This is a genomic window from Bremerella sp. P1, from assembly GCF_028748185.1.
GTDB lineage: Bacteria > Planctomycetota > Planctomycetia > Pirellulales > Pirellulaceae > Bremerella.
In genome coordinates, this window is record NZ_CP118164.1 from 2,851,302 (window position 1) to 2,869,534 (window position 18,233).

The following is an 18,233-nucleotide window of genomic DNA, read 5'->3' on the forward strand; positions in this document are numbered from 1 at the left end:
CTAATCGGGTTCGACCGCGAACTGGATCTCTTGGAAGTTCAGCACGCGGCCGATGTCGTACACGTCGATGACTTGCCCTACCGGGACGACTTCGGCCGGATCGATGATCAACGGAACGTCGTTCTTGATGGTGGCCAGCGTGCCGAGGATCTCGCGAACTTCGGGTAGCTCTTGCGTTCGACGTTCGTTCACGGCATAGGTAAAGTTGCCTGGCTCGCCGGTAATGCGGACGACGATCTGTTCGAAGTCTTCGATCTCCAGTTCTCTCTCAGCCGACGAACCAACATTGCTTGGCGGCGAGATGCTGCTGGGCAGCGCGTACTCGACGATCTGAAAGCTGGCTGTCCACAAAAAGAAGATCAGCAGCAGAAACACGACGTCGATCATCGGTGTCATGGCGACCTGCAGCGGCCCGCGATCTCGGTAAGGGCTAGGACGTTTCATCGTGCGTCCTCCGGCCGGATGACACTGAAGGCAATGCTCCAGATGCCGGCTTCAGTGGCGGCCAGCATGACCGGTTTCACGTTGGCGTAGGGCGTATCGCGATCGCAGCGGATGCGTAGTTCGATCGAGTCACCACTTCGTTCGCGCTCGGTTGCCAAGCGATCCCGCAACTGATCCGGCGGCACACGGCGACCGGCCAGGATGAGCGAGCCGTCGGCTTCGATATTCACCACGGCGCACGGCATTTGATCGTCGATGATCTCTTGGCCGCTCTCGGCAGTCGGCAACGGCAGCGGCATCTGCGCTTCCTGCTTGGCCAGGTGGCTGGAGACCAGGAAGAAGATGATCAACAGGAACACGACGTCGATCATCGGCGTCATGTTGAATTCGGCCTGGCCAGGTTTCAAGTTGCTGGGCACACGCACGGAAGTTAACTCCTTGAGGCCTGAGCAGCAGCTTGACGCTTGCGGCGTTTAAGCGGAGTGAAGACCTGCTGAGCAACGTAGGCGGCTTCGGCGACCAGTTCATCGACCCAGTTACGAAAGATAGCGAACGCACCCAGCGAAGGAATCGCCACGAGCAAACCGCCCACCGTGGTGACCAGGGCCTGATAGATCCCTTCGGCCAGGTCCCCTGCCCCGGCGGCACCTTGCGTGGCAGCCACTTGCTGGAAGGCGAAGATCATCCCGGTGACCGTACCCAACAGCCCGACCATCGGAGCGATGTTGCCGATGACCGATAAGTATTCGATCTTGCGAAACAGCCGCGCGGACTGCTCAGCCGTGGCGTCTTCGAGCGCCTTTTCCACGGCGGTCCAACCACCATCGAGTTCCGCGATACCACTCAGTAGCACAAACGATAGGAAGCTGGGACGCTCGCGACAGGCACGTTCGGCCTCTTGAACTTTGCCGGCCAAAAGATGATCGCGAACCGTATCGCCCAGCTCGGGCGGCATGATCTCGGTCTTGCGAATCGTCATCGCTTGTTCAAAGACAAGGTACGCCGCCGTCATTGAAAGCGCGAGCAGGAAGACGAGGATCAGTCCCCCCACGATTCCCCCGCTAAGAACGATGTCGATGAAACCGGTTTTTTCTGGGGCTGCCGGAGGCGTTTCCGCCGGCGGACTGACCGGAGCCGTATCTTGCGCGGCTACCGACTGAGGCCCGGCCGTGGGAAATAGACTCGAGCCACTTCCCAACATGCCCAGGGCAAGCACAGCCAGACAGGCGGACCAAATTCCAATACGTGTAAGATTTGCCAAGGCTGCCTCCTAGTTGCTACCTGAGCTGGCGATTCGTTTGAGGTTGATTTCCGCTTCCTGCCGTGCTGGCTGGTCGCCATATTGTTCGATTGCTTCACGCAGGACACGAGCTGCTTCGTCGCTCTGCCCTGCCCTTTCCAGTGCGCGGCCTGCTTGCAGTAAGCTATCCGCCGCGACGGGACGATGATTCGGATACAGGATCGGCGGCCGCATCAAGGTGAGGGCTGCCTGGTTGTCGTTATCGAGTTGCCGCCACGCTTTGCCAACGACCAGCGTCGGCCCTGCCAGAGCGGCTCCGCGAAGGATACCGGCATCCAGCTGCCGCTGCCACTGCTGCACGTCTGCCTGGCTGGCGGTAACGATTTTGGTTTGCCACAGCTGAGCTTCGGCCAGTAGCGAGATCTGCGGGATCTTGCTGCGGCGAAGGTTGCCCAGAACCTGGATGGCCTGCGAACGATCGGAAGTGCTCAATAGCCAGCTTGCACCCAAAAGCTGAGCATAAGGCGACGACATTTCCATCCAGCCGCGCGCCGCTCGATCGCGCTCGAAGTGGGGTGGCAAGCTGAACCATGCTAACGGGATGGCATCGAAGTGAATCGTCTGTGGATCTTCGGCCACGATCTTCAGGAACGCGTTGCCGGCTTCGATATATCGACCGGCGTTCTGCAGGGCGAGGGCTTCGAGGGCCAGGATCTCACGCTTTACCCACGGGCGACGTTCGCCAGGGTACGCGGCGGCGAACATCCGGGCAGCTTCGCTCGACTTCCCTTCGTCCAGAAGCTGCCGGGCCTTCAGCACGTCGGAAGCGTAGTCGGTTTCGACCGATGCGATCTTATCCGAGGGGATGCTGGTTTGGCCAGAAGCCGTTTGCAGAGTCAGTACCTGGCCGGTGTAGTCGATGACGTTGCCGCGAACCTTGGTAGGCTCGGCATTGGGACTGGCCGGGCGAAGTGTAACCGTGTCATCCGCCGCGCACCACTGCGTCGAGCCGCCAAGGGCGATCAGCGAAAGAACAAGCGTGAACAGGATCGCGCGACGAGGCAACGGAGGACTCAATCTCTTCAGGTTAGTGATATTAAGGTTGGGCACGGAGCTTCGAGATATCGACGTAAACATGCTTGCCGTCGTTCTCGTCGGCCAATTTTACCAGAAAGTTGCGTCGTCCATCGTAGGGGCCGTAGCCAAATTCGATCGCGTGGATCGAGCACCCTTTGTTTAGTTTGCGAATTCGATCCAGGTCGGCGGGAAACAACTGTGGCTGATCGGCATCGGTCAGAAAGAAGACGACGTCCGGGTTCATTCTTAAGGCCAGTGACAAGGCATCAACATGTTGCGTGCTGCCACTGGCAATGATGCCACGAACAAAACGTTCGGCCAGATTCTTGCCCTGCTCGTCGGCGAAGACCAACTGCGGTCCATCGCCGCGAGGACTGAAGACCTGGGGGTTTTCGTTATAGAAGATGATGGCAAACTGATGCAGCTTGTCTAAGTCGTGCAGACTGTTGATCAACTGCTGCTTGGCGGCGGCTAGTGGTCGACCGTCCATGCTACCGCTGCGGTCGAAGACGTAGACAAACTTATTCCCGGTTCCTTCCGCACCGAAGACCGAGGTCGTACCTTCGTTGCCCAGTCCACCTTTGGAGGTCGCCCCTCCTTCGGTCATACCACCAGAAGAAGGAAGGCCGGTCGCCTCTTCGCCGGTCAGGGCCTGATCGCCTTGGGGAAGCAGCTTGCCGAGCGCACTCGGAGGAAGATCGAGTGCTGGCATCGCCTGGCTGATTGCCTGGGCGGCTTGCTGCGAGTCGGTAGCTTGCTGACTGTCGGCCGATTGGCTCGAGTCACCATCGAAGTACTCGGTGGCGTTCTCGCTGCGGTTGGCCAGCGCGATACTACCACGCCGGGCCGGCTCGTCTCCGATCCCCTTGCTTACGGTCTGAACCGTGAGGATCAACAGCGTTCCCAGCAGGGCGTGAATCAATAACGACATCAGCCAGGCCGGCATCACCCGGCGTGACTGGACCCATTGGGTTTGGTCTGCAGGCTGGATGGATTCGAGTTGTTGGCTGGTCGACATAACACCACGATTGGGCAAAAGGCACGTATTACTGGTTTGTAGCCAGCCACACTCGTTGCGACAAGCGTGATTTCAGATCAGGTCGGCCTTCTATCGACCGGCCATCCAACCGACAGAAATTGCCTCAAGGGAAAGATCTTCTCCATTTTAACCGCAATATGGGGGCATGACCCGGAAATTGATCACCAATTGGCGATGGATACCCGGTTTTGGCACAGGGCGTGCGTTAAGGCCTACCCACAGTCGCAAAGCAACGTGAATCGCCGATTGGCCTATTCCAGGATTTTTCATAGATTCACAACCGCTTTTGCGGCCGTTGAACAGTCTGTGATTAATTTCCAGGAAGCAGGCAAGTGGCCCGTGGAATGTTGGCTTGATAACCCCCGATTTCAGGTCGACGTCCACGGTGCCCTTTATTTCTTGATACCGTGCGTTTGAATTTCTGATGGGACACGAATGCTATCACCTCGTGATCAGCGTCGTGTCCTTTTATCTTGCGCCCGCTGAGGAATCTCTGACTCCGATAAGTCTTTCATGTATGTGCATGCGACGAACCAGGCGAGAGCATCGGAGCTGGTATCCGCATTCCATCCGTCTCAGGCTGGCCAATGATTATGTCGAGACGTTCTCGATCCTTGATTCGTCTCGATTGCAACGGATCGACTCGTCGCATTTCTACTTCAAGTCATCCGAAGAAGCCCGTTGAGGTGAATACGTTCAAGCTGTGCAAGAAGCGATCAATCAGCCAAACGTATTCAAATAGGATGATGGTAAGCTGCGCGGTCTTACCTTCATGGAATGCTATAAAACACTGAGTTTTGCGATCAATTGAGCTTTTTTAATCAAGTTCTCTCAAGTCGGTATGGCAGTTGCGACTAGCTTTTCATGTATCCCGAACAACCTAAGTTTCATTTAGGAGATTATGAAATGTTAGTTACTCGTATATTAGGACTTTTCCTCGCCTGTGCTCTGGTCGTTCCTGCAATGGCCGATGAAAAGCCTACGAAGAATCAAGAAAAAGAAGCGAATACTTCCAAGACCGATTCTGAGAAGTCCGATCGCATCGCTGCGACTCGCGTGCTGGGCGCCAGCGTCTACGGCACGAACAAAGATGATACTGTCGGTTCGGTCAATGACATTGTCATGACCAAAGACGGTAAAGTCGTCTACCTGATCATCGGTAGCGGCGGTGTCGCTGGTGTCGGTGAAACCGATCATGCTGTGCCTGCCAAGGCAGTCGACATGTCGTGGGAAAACACCGACGACGAAGCGACTCTGAAGCTAAGCATTCCAATGACTGCAGAAGACTTGGAAAACGCCCCTGCTTTGTCGTTGGAACATGCTGCTGACCTGACGGTCGGTTCGTTCCACGAACGTAATAGCAAGTACTTCAAGTCGACTGACGCCCCACATCTGAAGTCCGAAGAGATGTTCCTCGCTTCGGCCCTGAACGATCTGGACGTCAAAGGTAGTGGTAACGAGTCGATCGGTCAGCTAGATGACATCGTCTTTAACCACAAGATGGAAGATTGTAAGGCTGAATACTTCATCCTCGGTTCCGGTGGTACGCTCGGCGTCGGTGAAGATTACACCGCCGTCCCTGCCGAGAAGGTAAAGATCACCAAGACCGAAGGTAACCAGTACACGGCTATGATCGATGCCGACAAGAACATCGTTGGTGCCGCCCCGAAGGTGACTTCGGACAAGTACTATGCCGAACTGGATAGTGAAGAAACGCGAAGCAATGTCGAAAAGGCTTTTTCGGAAGCTGGCGACAAATAGTCTTCACGCTAAGCCGCTACTCAAGCGAGTAGCCAAATAGACCACGCACGCCGCGAAAGCGGGAGGACGCACTCGAAGCAATTCGGGTGCGTCCCTTGCGTTCGAACCTTAGGCACCACCTTTGGGAGTCGGACGACGCTTGGGCATCTTTAAGTCGCCCGGCACAACGATCTTTTGCGTTGTGGCTTCTTTGGGCAAATCGAGGGTCGTTTCGTAGTCGGGAAACAGCATTTGCCCGTTGGGGAACAGGTCGCCATCTCCCAGGCCATCGAGTCCGACAACGCGGACGAGATGCGGTCCGCCAACATGGCCTCGATCGGCGCCGGCCGAACTGAACTCTCCGTCGATAATCTCCAGTGAGACCGCGGCACCGCTGTTGCCTTGCCGCGTATCCGGGATCAGCGTGATCGAGCCATCGGGGACCGGTCGGTCACCGAAATGAACCGTGCCTGAGATCGGATAGGTAGCCGAATCACCGCCGGAGAAACATCCCAGGCAGCTGGCCAAGGCCAAGACAAGAACAGAAAGCGACAGCGGATAGGTTCGCAACATGGGAAACCTTTGCACGTGGGAAAGCAAGCTTATGACTTAGACGCAAGAGAGTACCCAGTTAGTTGGTACGAATTGCCTCGCCACCGGCCTTGCTGGTGCCGGCCAGGTAGGCGTCGAAGTCGATCGTTTCCGCCACGAAGGTCACCGAGCCATCGCCCCGCGAGAACATGGCTCCGCCCGGATGCATGCTGCCGAATGCAACCGTGTTCCACTTGTCATCCACACCGCTATTGATCGGGCTCTGAACGTTCTTCGAAATCAGGTAGAGCGTTCCACGGCTGTCCTCGTACTTGGCTCGCAGCCAATAGCGACGATAAGGCATATCGCGCCACGAGTTCTCACCCAGCAGGTAGGTGTTGGACAAACCATCGGTCACGTCACGCATCTTCGAACCCCATTGCCAGAAGATCCCTTCGGTGCACTCACCACCAAAGGTCGACGAGGTGTCTTTGCAGATGTAATTAGATCCGGACTGAGCGTTCACGCCCATTGGGCCGAGTATGCCGAAGTAGTGAATCGCGTACGAATCTTGACCGTTGTATTTTTCGTCGTCGCGGGGCGAGTAAACCTCGGAAGCCGGGGCACTCGGGCACAGGTAAGCATCAATCCTCGCGGGACCAAACTTACGGCGACCGACGTCGGTGTGGGTGCCTTCGCTGTAGTCCAAACCATCTGCGATCGCCGACTGCTCGAGCTGAGCCAAGATCGAAGCGCTCCAGCCCAAGTGATTGGCCTTCATGCCTGGCAAAGGAAACTGGCCATGAATGTCATGGTAGTTGTGCATCGCCAACGCGGTTTGCTTCAGGTTGTTTGAGCATTGCATCCGGCGAGCTGCCTCGCGGGCCTGTTGAACGGCCGGCAATAGCAGTGCGATGAGGACACCAATGATCGCGATCACGACCAACAGTTCGACCAGAGTGAATCCACGGCGAGTTGTGCAGCAAGGTTGATTCAACATTGTTTCCAGTTTGCTTACCCGAAGGAGATGTTCTCAATAACTAAGAGAAATAAAAGAAAGTTAGCCTGGTAACTTTATCGTTCGAGGTGCCTAATAGCTAGGGCTAAAATGGGGTTTTACGGAATCCCACGCCCTAGCCTCGATTTAAGGGGTTTACGTCGCCGCTGCGTACTTGTTGAGAGTGGTCTGGTATAGCTCACAAGCGTCATTTGTGAGCACGCTGTGAGCAGACGTGTAGCAGAGATTGCCACCAAGAAATTACGGCCCAGAGCTGGTCCGGACGCGGCGGCTGGGCTTCTTCTGATCGGCCGGGACGACGATGTCGTTGGTCGAAGACTCCTTCGGCAGATCGAGCGAGACCTGGTAGTCCTGAAACAACATGTATCCCTTGGGGAACAGGTCGCCGTCCCCGTTCCCGTCCAGTCCTACGATCGTCGCAACATGGGGGCCGCCGACATGGCCGCGCGACGCGTTGGCGGAATCAAACTTCCCATCGACGATTTCCATCGAGACAGCCGCTCCACGATTCCCTTGGCTCGAGTCGGGGACCAACGTAATCGATCCGACCGGAACTGGCTGACCCTGGTAGGTCACTGTGCCTGAGATCGGATAAGTTTCCAAGTCATTTTGCGCGCGGCAGCCGATGCTGGTTCCGAGCAAGACAAGCGAAACCAGTCCAAGCCAATAACGAGATCGAGTCATGGTGAAATACATAGTTGCCAAGGATGAGTGGGCTTACTCGCTGCCAACAGGCTCGTTACCGGCCTTACTCGCTCCGGCTAAGAACGTCGCGAAGTCTACCGTTTCGGGTACGAACGTGACCGAGCCGTCACCACGCGAGAACATCGCGCCGCCTGGATGCATTCTGCCGAAGGCAACCGTATTCCACTTGGTGGCAACCTCGCTATTAATCGGGTGCTGGATGTTCTTCGAGATCAGGAACAGCTTTCCGCGTGAATCGTTGTACTCGCCTCGTAGCCAATAGCGGCGATACGGCATGTCCTTCCACGAGTTCTCGCCCATCAGGTAAGTGTTCGAGAGCCCGTCGGTCACGTCGCGGAACTTCGATCCTTTCTCCCACATGATCCCTTCGGTGCACTTGCCGCCGAACGCTTCGGACAGGTTCTGGCAGTCATAGGCCTGGCTGCTGGTGGCGTTGGTTCCCTGCGGCCCTAAGATGCCGAAGTAGTGGATCGCGTAGCACTGTTGGCCGTTGTAGACCTCGTCGGTGCGTGGCGAGTAGGTTTCGGAGCTCGGGGCACTCGGGCACATGTAAGCATCGATGCGGGTAATGCCGTAACGCACGCGTCCGGTGGCGACGTGACTGCCGACGGTGTAATCAAGGCCATCGGCAATGGCGTTCTGTTCCAGCTGAGAGAGGATCGAAGCGCTCCAGCCCAGGTGGTTACCTCCGTAGCCTGGCAGTGGCAAAATGCCGTGAATATCGTGGTAGGTATGCATCGCCAACGCGGTCTGCTTCATGTTGTTCGAGCATTGCATCCGACGGGCCGATTCACGAGCCTGTTGGACTGCCGGCAGCAGCAAAGCAATTAAGACTCCGATAATGGCAATTACCACCAACAATTCGACAAGCGTGAAGGCGCGCGAGCGCAATCGACGCAGCAAGGCGGATCGAAGCATTTGAATTTTCCCGTGATGAGACCGGAGCGAACGAGATAAGTCGTCGAGATAAGAGATAAGAAAACGAACTATCTGCACGCATCTTATCGGTAAAGGGAAACTCAATCCACAAACTTTAAATTATTCCTTGGTTGGCTTGCGGCAAGTACCTCGGCTGTGGCAAAAGCTATGGGTTAAGGTACTTACGACGCTTTGTCCTATATCAACCCAGGGGAATCTGGACGACAATTTAATGCATGAAAGCTGCGAAAAACGCGTGATGGGAGATCGATAGTGCTGGCACTTGTCACCGGTTCGACCGGATTAGTGGGCAACAACGTAACTCGGATGCTGCTAGAGCAAGGACATCAAGTTCGGGTGATGGTCCGTGACCCGCGGATCGATCGTTCGCTAGCGGGCCTCGATGTCGAGCCAGTCCCAGGCGACATCCGCGAAGAAGAAGCGGTTAACACGGCCATGATTGGTGTCGACGCGGTCATTCACTCGGCAGCGGTGGTTCATATTGGCTGGACCAAAGAAAAGCTGATGCAGCAGGTGAATGTCGAAGGGACCAAGATCGTGGCTCAAGCGGCCATGAAGCAAGGGGTTCGCATGGTGCACGTTTCCTCGGTCGACGCACTCGGCGTCGGCAAGAAGGATGCGTCGGCCAACGAAGACTCGCCACGCGAGGGTAAGATCCCCTGTCCCTACGTGCTCACCAAGCGCGCCGCGGAAGACGCGCTGCGCGAGATGGTTCCCCAAGGCTTGAATGTCGTCATCACGAACCCGGCCCTGATGTTCGGCCCGTGGGACTGGAAACCTTCGTCGGGGCGCATGCTGATTTCGGTCGTGAAGAAGCAGCCGCCAATGGCACCGCGCGGTGGGGGCAGTACGTGCGATGTGCGTGACGTGGCCGCCGCGATTATCACGGCAATCCATAAAGGAAAGGTCGGCGAGAACTACATCCTGGGCGGAGAGAATCTGACGTACTTCGACCTCTGGAAACGCATGGCCGCCATCACCGGGCGGCGACCACCCTGGGCACGCTTGGGACCGCTGATCGGTATCATCGCCGGTATGAGCGGTGACCTGTATGGGCACATGGATGGTAAAGAGCCGGAAGTGAACTCGGCAGCAATTAAGATGGGTAGTCAGTACCATTACTATCGCAGCGACAAAGCGATGGAAGAACTCGACTACCAGGTTCGTCCTCTCGACCGGACCTTGCGTGACGCGCTGCTATGGTTTCGAGCCAATGGCTATCTCCCCGCACTGGATGGTTCCGAAGAATGAACACCGATTGCGATCGCCGTCGTTTTCTCGCCAGGCTCACGACCCTGTTGTCGACTGGGAGCGTTCTCGCTGGTCTGACAGAACATTGCAGTGCGGCGGATAAGGTCACGTCGAAGGGCGAGAGCCTGGCAGGGCTCGCGGCGTACGATCGTTTGATGGAAACGTTCTTCGAAGAGAACCAGCCGCTGGGCGCATCGTTGGCGGTGGCTTACCGAGGACGGCTGGTTTACGCCAAGGGGTTTGGCCAAGCCGATCTGGACGGAAAACGCCAGGTGCAACCGACCTCGCTGTTTCGCATTGCCAGTTTGTCGAAGCCGGTCACCGCCGTGGCGGTGATGAAGCTGGTCGAGGAGGGCAAAGTCACCCTGGATCAGCCGATCGTTCCCCTGTTGAATCTCGACTTCCTGCCTGAGGATCCGCAGCAGTGGGCCGATCCACGTATGGCAGATATCACGCTGCACCACTGTTTGCAGCATACCGGGGGTTTCGATAAAGACAGGTCTGGCGATCCTTTCGCGATGAGTCGACCGGTGAAGGTCTCGCTGGGAGTCGACTTTCCGCTATCGCAAGAGGACCTGCTGCGATTTGCTCTGACGAGGAATCTCGACTTCGATCCCGGTCAGAAACATGCGTATGCCAACATCGGTTACTTAATGCTTGGGCGTATGATCGAGCAGCAAAGCGGTCAGGCGTACGACCAATATGTGCAGCAAGAGATCCTGCAACCGCTGGGCATCCACCGGATGCAATTGGCCAAAACGCTCAAAGAATACGCGGCTCCCGGAGAGGTCGAGTACCGTGACGCCAAAGGACGAACCGGCGCGAATGTACTAGGGCTCAAGAGTACCGACTGGGTCCCCTTCCCGTACGGCATCGAACGCATCGAGAACCTGGCACCTGTCGGCGGTTGGCTGGCCTCGTCGGTCGATCTGGTTCGATTCACCTCAGGTTTGTTCTTTCCTGAAGGGGATGCGATTCTCTCGCGCGAGACGCTGCAAACGATGCTGGCTCCTCCCAAGATCAACGGCCAGAAGCCCTCTGGCAAACAGGCCTACTACTATGCTTGTGGCTGGCTAACGAGACCTTCGCCTAGAAGCGTCTTACCATGGACCTGTTGGCACAACGGTCGACTGACTGGCGTATCGACGCTACTCGTTTCTCGTGCCGATGGGATCAGCTGGTGCGTGCTCTTCAATCAAGATACGGCACCGGATGGCCAGGCCTTTGCCAGTAAAATCGACAGCCCACTGCACGCTCCGGCCAATGCAATTGAAGATTGGCCGGAGGGAGATTTGTTTGCGGAATACCTCTAGAACGTTATTCCGTTAAACGGCGGCCTTCTTCGACTCGATCAGTTCGAGCAAAGCCTTTTGCGGATCGGCGAACTTGGCGATCCCTTCTTCCATCAAGATCTCTTCCAGATGGACATAGTCGACATGGCGGTCGAGTTCGTCCAGCACTTCCTGGGGTGGCAGTTGATCGATCTCACGCTCGAACGTCTTGCCACTCTCTTGAACCTGCTGGTTGGTCTTCGGCGGGTTGGTTTCGATACCGTCGCCGGCGAACGCTGCCACATACTTCCACGGCGGGTCGGAAGGAAGCTTGGTGCCGGTCGAGGCGAAGATCAGCTCTTGCTCCAGCTTCAGGTTGTTGTCGGACCAGAACTCGGCATTGTTCTTCCAGATGTTTTTTGCGTTAACAATTCCGAGTTGCCCCTGAGCGGCATCGCTCAGATGTGGCAAATGCTTCTCGGTATAAACATCGACGCGCGAAACAAAGATAGAGTAGACACTTTTGAACGCGTCGGTCGATTCTCGTCGCTGGGCACCACGCCACACGGCCTCGCGAGCCGCATGATACTGACGCATGGTGAAGCAAAGTGTCACGTTCAGCGTGATGCCGGTGGCGCAAAGTTCTTCCAAAGCGTCGATGCCGGCCGGGGTGGCTGGCACTTTGATCATGCGGTTCTTATGGCCGAGCCCCCACTTCTTGCCCAGTTCGATGTATTGAGCCACGCGATCTTCGTGAGGGAGATTGCGATCGGGGTCTTCCAGCAGCGGATCCAACTCGAAGCTGACGTAGCCGTTGTTGCCTTCGGAGCTCTCCCAGACCGGCAAAAAGACGTCTTGGGCCTGCTGGACCATGCGGTCGGTGATCGTCCAGGCAATCTCATGGGCGTCTTTTCCCTCGGCGGTCAGTTCTTCGATCCAATTGTCGAACTGCCCCGATTTGATCAGACCGGAGACGATGACCGGGTTGGAAGTCGCCCCGGAAACACCCAGCTTGGAATTGGATTCGACCAACTCGGGATCAATGGAATCGAGCCAAACTTTGGTGCCTGACTGTATAAGTGTCTCAAGTGGCGTCGTCATTGCCCATCGCTCCTTTATTTGGGAATCAAATGCATGAATTGGACGAAGTTGCGGTATTCTACCCAGGCGAGCGGTGCAGATCTTCTTTTTCTGCCGTGCGAAGGTCCTGGAAAGCACCACAATTTGGATTTGGTGAAGATGCACAGCTTAGGGTATATGCGCCTGCCATAGACTCAACTTGAAGAAAACTGTAGCTTTAATCGCTTACAGACGCAAAAATTGGCGAAGTTTTTACCGTTTTGCGTAGGAAGCAGCAAGTAGCGGAAAATCTGTGAGGCATCGGCGATCAGGCCGAGTTCTCATAGCCGTGCCCACTGGCTGAGCCGGTGGCGTTGGATCTTGGCCTGAGCGTCCGATTTACCTCGATCCGAGTTGCTCAAAGGATTCTCAAAGAGCGGATTTTGATGCAGATGCGTCGACCTACATTCTTCGAGCGTTACGCCCTGTTCATATTGATGGCGATCTTCTTCCTCGTCCCGTTCGCGCTGCGCGGGGCACGGTTGTCGCTGGAACAGATGAGGAATGACGTTAAAGACTGGCTTCCCAGTGACTTCGCCGAAACGTCCGAACTCGATTGGTTCCGCGATCACTTTCTGGGCGAGCAATTCGTTCTGATCAGTTGGGAAGGCTGCACTGCCGAAGACCAACGCCTCGATTATCTCGCGCGGCTGTTGGTCCCTCCGCCGTTGACCGAGGAAGAGAAACAGAAAGTTCCCACTGATCATCGCCTGCCAGATTTCATCGGCGACGAACTGGGACTCTATTACCCCGGCGAAGAACACGATGGTTGGGCGGGACAGAACGAGAAGTGGTTCCTGGGAAACGACTCGACGTGGTACTACCTTCTAGATAACGGCGAGCTGTACAAGTGGAATGGCCAGAGCACGGTGATTGGTGCGCTTGGTCGTGCCGCCGAGCGGGTCTTCACCGGAGGCAACTCGGCCGATGGCGACTATGTGAAGAAGGTCAACGAAGAGTACTACAAGAAGCCCAAGCTGCTGCAAGCGCGGCTCTTCAAATCCGTCACGACCGGGCCTGATGTTCTGGCTCAATTGGCTGCCCCTGGTGGTACGCTGGTTCGAGATGGTGACCCGAGCCCGAGAGACTTGGAAGAGGCCCGCGAGAAGGCCTTGAACCGACTCAAAGGCACCTTGTTCGGTCCCGACGGAGAGCAGACCTGCTTGATCGTCACACTCACCGATGCCGGCAAGGTGGATCTGCGCCGCACGATGGGACATGGCGTGCTTGGCCGCCCGCTGGGTCAATTGGAAGAGCTGGCAATTCAAGCTGGCGTGCCGCTGGAAGAGCTTCGCCTGGGTGGTCCTCCGGTCGATAACGTTTCGATTGACGAAGAAGGGGAACGTACGCTGGCCCGCCTGGTCAGCTTCAGCGTGATCATCGGCCTGGGGCTTTCGTACCTGTGTTTGCGTAGCATCAAGCTGACCATCATGGTCTTTTTCGTTGGTGGGATTAGCGCGGTGACGAGCTTGTCGCTGATCTACTGGACCGCTGGCCGATTTATCTGGTGGCTCGATCCGACGACCGACGCCGTGATCATGTCGATGCCGGCGGTGGTGTACGTGCTCGGCTTATCGGGCGCGATCCATATCGTGAACTACTACAAAGATGTCGTGAACGAGTCAGGCACGCTGCGGAATGCTCCGGAACTGACGATTGCTCACGGTTGGTATCCTTGCACCATTGCTGCCGTAACCACGGCCGTGGGTCTGGGGTCCTTGGCAACCAGTAGCATCACGCCGATTCACAAGTTCGGTATCTTCTCGGCGATGGGCGTTCTGGCAACGCTCTTCCTGCTGTTCACCTACCTGCCGGCCGCACTGCAAATGTGGCCCCCGAATGCTGCGAAGAAGGGGGAAACGAAGCCGATCGAACCTTCGGCAGCCGGGCAGTGGATTCGCGGAATTGGTGATCGAGTCGGTGACTTCATCATCGCGAATAACGTGAAGGTGGCCTTGGGCTGTATGGCGATCTTCCTCTTCTTCGCGTTCGGACTTCAGTACCTGAAGACCTCCGTGCAACTGCTGAAGATGTTCGACGACGATGCCCGCATCATTCAGGACTATGCCTGGTTAGAAGACAACCTGGGCAAGCTCGTGCCGATGGAACTGGTCGTCCGCGTCGAACCCGAAATGCTTTACTACGACGAAGCCGATCCAGAAAAGGCACTCAACCCGCTGGCACTGGCCAACGAAGACAAGGTCGATCCGAAGTTCCAATACAAGTTCCTGGAACGCATGGAGATGGCCCAACGCGTCGCGAACGTCGTTGAAGAATACCTCGGCCCGGATGGAGCCGAACTGGTAGGTCCTCCGATGTCGGCTTTGACGTTTGCTCCCGAGCTTCCCGATGCCGGTAACAGCACGGCTTCGCTTTCGGAACGCTATGCCTACAGCAAGCAGTTGGAAGCCTCGTTCAACGAGTTTGTGAAGTCCGATTACCTGCGAGTCGACAAGAAGAATGGTGCCGAGTTGTGGCGTGTGAGCCTGCGACTGGGTGCGCTCGAAAACATTGACTATGGCAACTTTGTCAATGACTTGAAGCAAGTGACCGAGCCGATCATGGATGCCTATCAGGCCCGCGATCGGATTCTGGCTCAGGTCGACAAGGACCGAGACGGTGCTGGATACGTCAACGCCAAGGTAGCTTTGCTAGGCGTGAATTACGAAGCAGCCAAAGAGGCGGCAGCCAGCGGCAAGTCCGATCATCACGATCGTTATGGGCATCTCGACGCGACGAAAGTGTTTTCCGAAACGCTACGTGACCTGCTCGTGAATGCTCGTATCAAATTGTTGGATCACGATCCGGAAGTTCATAGCCAGGAACGTTTGGATTACATTCTGAACAACTCTCGCGGCCATGCGGAATATGTTGTTTTGGTCGAACCCAACGTCATCTATGACATGGGTGCGATTGCTGATAACGCCAACGTCAAAGGGACCTTCGACGTTACTGCCCATGAATACACCGGGAAAGAGATTCCCCGGATGTACAGCGACGACCGTCCGCCTGTTTCGCTGGTTTACACCGGCGTGGTTCCCGTCGTTTACAAGGCCGCTCGTACGCTGCTGACCAACCTGATCGAAAGCACGGTCTGGGCGTTTGCCTTGATCGCGTTGGTGATGATGATGGTTCTGAAGAGCTTCCGAGCCGGTCTGATCTCGATGCTGCCGAACGTCTTCCCGATTTGTATCGTGTTCGGTTTTATGTCATGGACAGGCATCGAAGTTGACATCGGTACGATGATGACCGCCAGTGTGGCGATGGGTGTGGCGGTGGACGATACGGTCCACTTCCTGACCTGGTTCCGCTGGGGACTTGACGAAGGATATACGCGCGGCCGAGCGATTAAAGAAGCCTACAGTCGCTGTGCGATGGCCATGTTCCAGACGACCATCATTGGTGGCCTGGGGCTTGCCGTCTTTGCTTTCAGCACCTTCACGCCGACGCAGCGATTTGGTTACCTGATGGTCTCGCTGCTGGCAGTGGCCCTGATTGGTGACTTGATCTTCCTGCCAGCTCTGTTGGCGGGCCCGCTGGGACGTGTCTTCCGTCCTGATCACAAGGCTCGCAACAAGCACGGCGACAACGACAGCACCTCTGAAGAGCCTGTGGACGAGACTCCCTCGGAAGGAGATGCTCCCGAAGCCGCCGGCGAGGATGTCGAAGAACCGCGTGTCTACCCGGTTCATGGCCGTAGCCGCCCTGCTTAGCGGCTTTGCCGGTCGACCGGTCTTCAATTCTGCCTATAATGAAACGTTTCGCGGCCCCGCTTTCACTTCGATAAGTGGGGTCTGATCCCGTTATTTGGGCCCGGCTCTTAGGACCGCTACGTTGCAGATCATTCACTTTCCTCATCCCACGCTGCGTTATAAATCGAAGCCTGTCAAACGCGTCGACGCGGAGCTTCGCGGCATGATTGCCGAGATGTTCGATCTGATGTACCAGGCTCGGGGGATTGGTCTGGCCGCCAATCAGGTTGGCATTCCGCTGCGGTTCTTCATCATGAATCTGGCCGGCGAAAAGGGAGAAGGCGAAGAACTGGTCTTCATCAATCCGGCCATCAACCGCGGAACGGGCTCGGACGAAGCCGAGGAAGGATGTCTCAGCTTGCCCGGCGTGTATGGCCCCGTAATGCGTCCGGCCGAGATCATGTTCAGCGCCTATATGCCCAACGGCCAGAAGTTCGAGCAGAAGGTCGACGGGATGTTCGCCCGCTGCGTGCAGCACGAGACCGATCACCTCGATGGGATCATGTTCACCGATCGCATGGACGAAGACGCGCTGTACGATATCCAGCCCCAGGTCGATCAGTTCGAGCTGACCTTCGAACGCCTGCGAGGCGAAGGCAAGCTGCCGACCGACGAAGAGATCAAGAAGTTCCAGGACGAACTCGAGAAGAAGTATGCTTAGTTAGTGGGAAGTTTTCAGTGTTCAGTTTTCAGTAAGACTGCCTGAGGACTTCGTCTGCACTGAACACCGAAAACTGAACACTGAAAACTGTTTATGAAAATCGTCATGATGGGGACCGGGCCGTTTGCTGTTCCCACGTTTAAGGCTCTGATTGCGAGCGAGCATGAAGTCGCTTGCCTCTTCACTCAGCCCGTGCGATCGGTGCATCGGCGAAAGTCTTCGATTCCCACTCCCATGCGCGATGTCGCCAACGAGCATGGCATCGCGATTCATGATCCAGCAAGCGTGAACACCGATGAGGTGAAGCAACTGCTCGAAGGCATTCAGCCTGATCTGTTGGTTGTGTGCGATTACGGTCAGATCTTAAAGGACTACATCCTGGCCACGGCGACCTACGGCGGCATTAACTTGCACGGTTCGATCCTCCCCAAATATCGCGGCGCGGCGCCGGTCAACTGGGCGATTCTCAGTGGGGACGAAGAAACGGGCATCACGGTCATCCACATGACACCCAAACTCGATGGGGGACCTTGTTTGAAGATCGTGCGGACGCCGATCGGTCCAACCGAAACGGCCGTCGAGCTAGAACCACGCCTGGCGGACCTGGGTGTGCAGGCCGTGCTTGAATCGATTGAGATGCTTGAAAAACATGGCCCTGAAGGCACGCCTGGTGAGGTTCAGGATCAGTCGCTCGCCACCAAGGCACCCCGTCTGGCCAAGTCGGATGCCGACATCGATTGGAGCGATTCGGCCGAGCTGATCTACAACAAGTTCCGCGCGTATCAGCCATGGCCCGGCTGTTTCACACATCTCGAGCAGCAGGGAAAACCGCCACTGCGGATCATCTTGAAAGAGATTCGTCTTTTACGCGAGCCAGCCCCGGAAAGCGTTTCGCCGGGATCCATCTCGGCGGTGACAGAAGACCGACTCTATTTCGCGGCGCAGGATGGCCAGATCATCATCGATACGCTACAGCCAGCGGGCAAAAAACCGATGAAGGTAGCGGACTTCGTCCGCGGTTATCAGCTCAAAGTTGGTGATCGACTGCTGTCAGAAGCCCAGCTGTAACAAGAAAACAGCCCTTTTCTAGCCTCGTTTACCCAGTTTGCCGCGGAAATCCCTCTCGCCCCCAAAGGGGGTCTTTGTTTAAGATACACCGTTGGATTTCTGCACGGACGCGGGATTATATGCTGTGAGTCGCTGGGACATCGTTCTATTTGCGGTCGCTTCTTACATCGCCATCATGGGATTGGTGCGACTGATGAGGGTGCGCCGTATCCGCTTGGAGCGTCAGTTCCAGGAGGAATTCCGCCGCCAGCGCGAGATTGCCCTGAAGCAACAGGCCGAAGAGCAGAAGAAGGCCCGAGAGCTCGCCGAACAGCAACAGTTTGAAGAATTCATCAAGCAGAAACACCAAGAGGCCGCCTAGTCTCAGGAACCTAGGCC

Annotated in this window: 17 protein-coding genes; 7 read left to right on the plus strand and 10 right to left on the minus strand. The window is 56.4% G+C overall.

All coding sequences use genetic code 11. From position 1 onward, the window contains the following. From PSR63_RS11860 to PSR63_RS11880, 5 genes are read right to left on the minus strand one after another with little or no spacing between them, the layout of a single operon-like run. Nucleotides 1-444, minus strand: a complete 444-nt coding sequence (locus tag PSR63_RS11860; protein WP_274333564.1) for an ExbD/TolR family protein — start codon at nucleotides 442-444, stop codon at nucleotides 1-3. Further along, nucleotides 441-869, minus strand: a complete 429-nt coding sequence (locus PSR63_RS11865) for an ExbD/TolR family protein (protein WP_274333565.1) — start codon at nucleotides 867-869, stop codon at nucleotides 441-443. The genes PSR63_RS11860 and PSR63_RS11865 overlap by 4 nt, the downstream gene beginning before the upstream one ends. A gap of 5 nt (nucleotides 870-874) precedes the next feature. Next, nucleotides 875-1,705, minus strand: a complete 831-nt coding sequence (locus tag PSR63_RS11870; RefSeq protein WP_274333567.1) for a MotA/TolQ/ExbB proton channel family protein — start codon at nucleotides 1,703-1,705, stop codon at nucleotides 875-877. Nucleotides 1,706-1,714: 9 nt separating this feature from the next. Then, nucleotides 1,715-2,749: a tetratricopeptide repeat protein gene (locus PSR63_RS11875; RefSeq protein WP_274333569.1), complete on the minus strand. Its 1,035-nt coding sequence runs from the start codon at nucleotides 2,747-2,749 to the stop codon at nucleotides 1,715-1,717. Nucleotides 2,750-2,780: 31 nt separating this feature from the next. Next, the gene (locus tag PSR63_RS11880; RefSeq protein WP_274333571.1) at nucleotides 2,781-3,779 is read right to left on the minus strand and encodes a VWA domain-containing protein; all 999 of its coding nucleotides are present in this window, start codon (nucleotides 3,777-3,779) and stop codon (nucleotides 2,781-2,783) included. Nucleotides 3,780-4,706: 927 nt separating this feature from the next. Here PSR63_RS11880 and PSR63_RS11885 point away from each other — a divergent pair. Then, entirely contained in the window at nucleotides 4,707-5,561 is an 855-nt protein-coding gene (locus PSR63_RS11885) for a PRC-barrel domain-containing protein (RefSeq protein ID WP_274333573.1), read from the plus strand. A gap of 108 nt (nucleotides 5,562-5,669) precedes the next feature. On the opposite strand, the gene PSR63_RS11890 is transcribed toward PSR63_RS11885, so the two are convergent. The 4 genes from PSR63_RS11890 to PSR63_RS11905 all read right to left on the minus strand — a co-directional run bounded on the left by PSR63_RS11890 (nucleotide 5,670) and on the right by PSR63_RS11905 (nucleotide 8,712). Then, nucleotides 5,670-6,113 (minus strand): hypothetical protein, encoded by a 444-nt coding sequence (locus PSR63_RS11890; RefSeq protein ID WP_274333575.1) that lies wholly within the window; start codon nucleotides 6,111-6,113, stop codon nucleotides 5,670-5,672. 58 nt (nucleotides 6,114-6,171) lie between these two features. After that, a complete protein-coding gene (locus PSR63_RS11895) occupies nucleotides 6,172-7,071 on the minus strand; it encodes a DUF1559 domain-containing protein (RefSeq protein ID WP_274333576.1) in 900 nt (299 codons plus the stop codon). Between the two features lie 258 nt (nucleotides 7,072-7,329). Continuing rightward, complete coding sequence (locus PSR63_RS11900; protein WP_274333578.1) at nucleotides 7,330-7,773, minus strand: hypothetical protein; 444 nt, start codon at nucleotides 7,771-7,773, stop codon at nucleotides 7,330-7,332. A 33-nt stretch (nucleotides 7,774-7,806) separates the two neighbouring features. Next, the gene (locus PSR63_RS11905; RefSeq protein ID WP_274333580.1) at nucleotides 7,807-8,712 is read right to left on the minus strand and encodes a DUF1559 domain-containing protein; all 906 of its coding nucleotides are present in this window, start codon (nucleotides 8,710-8,712) and stop codon (nucleotides 7,807-7,809) included. A gap of 273 nt (nucleotides 8,713-8,985) precedes the next feature. Between PSR63_RS11905 and PSR63_RS11910 the strand changes: the two genes are divergently transcribed. Both PSR63_RS11910 and PSR63_RS11915 read left to right on the plus strand, forming a co-directional pair. Continuing rightward, nucleotides 8,986-9,984, plus strand: coding sequence for an NAD-dependent epimerase/dehydratase family protein (locus tag PSR63_RS11910; RefSeq protein ID WP_274333582.1), 999 nt, complete (start codon nucleotides 8,986-8,988; stop codon nucleotides 9,982-9,984). Then, on the plus strand, nucleotides 9,981-11,297 hold the full coding sequence (locus tag PSR63_RS11915) for a serine hydrolase domain-containing protein (RefSeq protein ID WP_274333584.1): 1,317 nt from the start codon (nucleotides 9,981-9,983) through the stop codon (nucleotides 11,295-11,297). The genes PSR63_RS11910 and PSR63_RS11915 overlap by 4 nt, the downstream gene beginning before the upstream one ends. A 12-nt stretch (nucleotides 11,298-11,309) precedes the next feature. Here PSR63_RS11915 and PSR63_RS11920 read toward each other — a convergent pair whose 3' ends face one another. After that, nucleotides 11,310-12,356: a transaldolase family protein gene (locus PSR63_RS11920; protein WP_274333586.1), complete on the minus strand. Its 1,047-nt coding sequence runs from the start codon at nucleotides 12,354-12,356 to the stop codon at nucleotides 11,310-11,312. Between the two features lie 410 nt (nucleotides 12,357-12,766). Between PSR63_RS11920 and PSR63_RS11925 the strand changes: the two genes are divergently transcribed. From PSR63_RS11925 to PSR63_RS11940, 4 genes are all read left to right on the plus strand, one after another. Continuing rightward, a complete protein-coding gene (locus PSR63_RS11925) occupies nucleotides 12,767-16,087 on the plus strand; it encodes an efflux RND transporter permease subunit (RefSeq protein WP_274333588.1) in 3,321 nt (1,106 codons plus the stop codon). Nucleotides 16,088-16,208: 121 nt separating this feature from the next. After that, a complete protein-coding gene (def, locus tag PSR63_RS11930) occupies nucleotides 16,209-16,787 on the plus strand; it encodes a peptide deformylase (protein WP_274333590.1) in 579 nt (192 codons plus the stop codon). A gap of 93 nt (nucleotides 16,788-16,880) precedes the next feature. Further along, nucleotides 16,881-17,855, plus strand: a complete 975-nt coding sequence (gene fmt / locus PSR63_RS11935) for a methionyl-tRNA formyltransferase (protein ID WP_274333591.1) — start codon at nucleotides 16,881-16,883, stop codon at nucleotides 17,853-17,855. Nucleotides 17,856-17,979: 124 nt separating this feature from the next. Continuing rightward, nucleotides 17,980-18,216: a hypothetical protein gene (locus PSR63_RS11940; RefSeq protein WP_274333592.1), complete on the plus strand. Its 237-nt coding sequence runs from the start codon at nucleotides 17,980-17,982 to the stop codon at nucleotides 18,214-18,216. Nucleotides 18,217-18,233 lie beyond the last annotated feature (17 nt).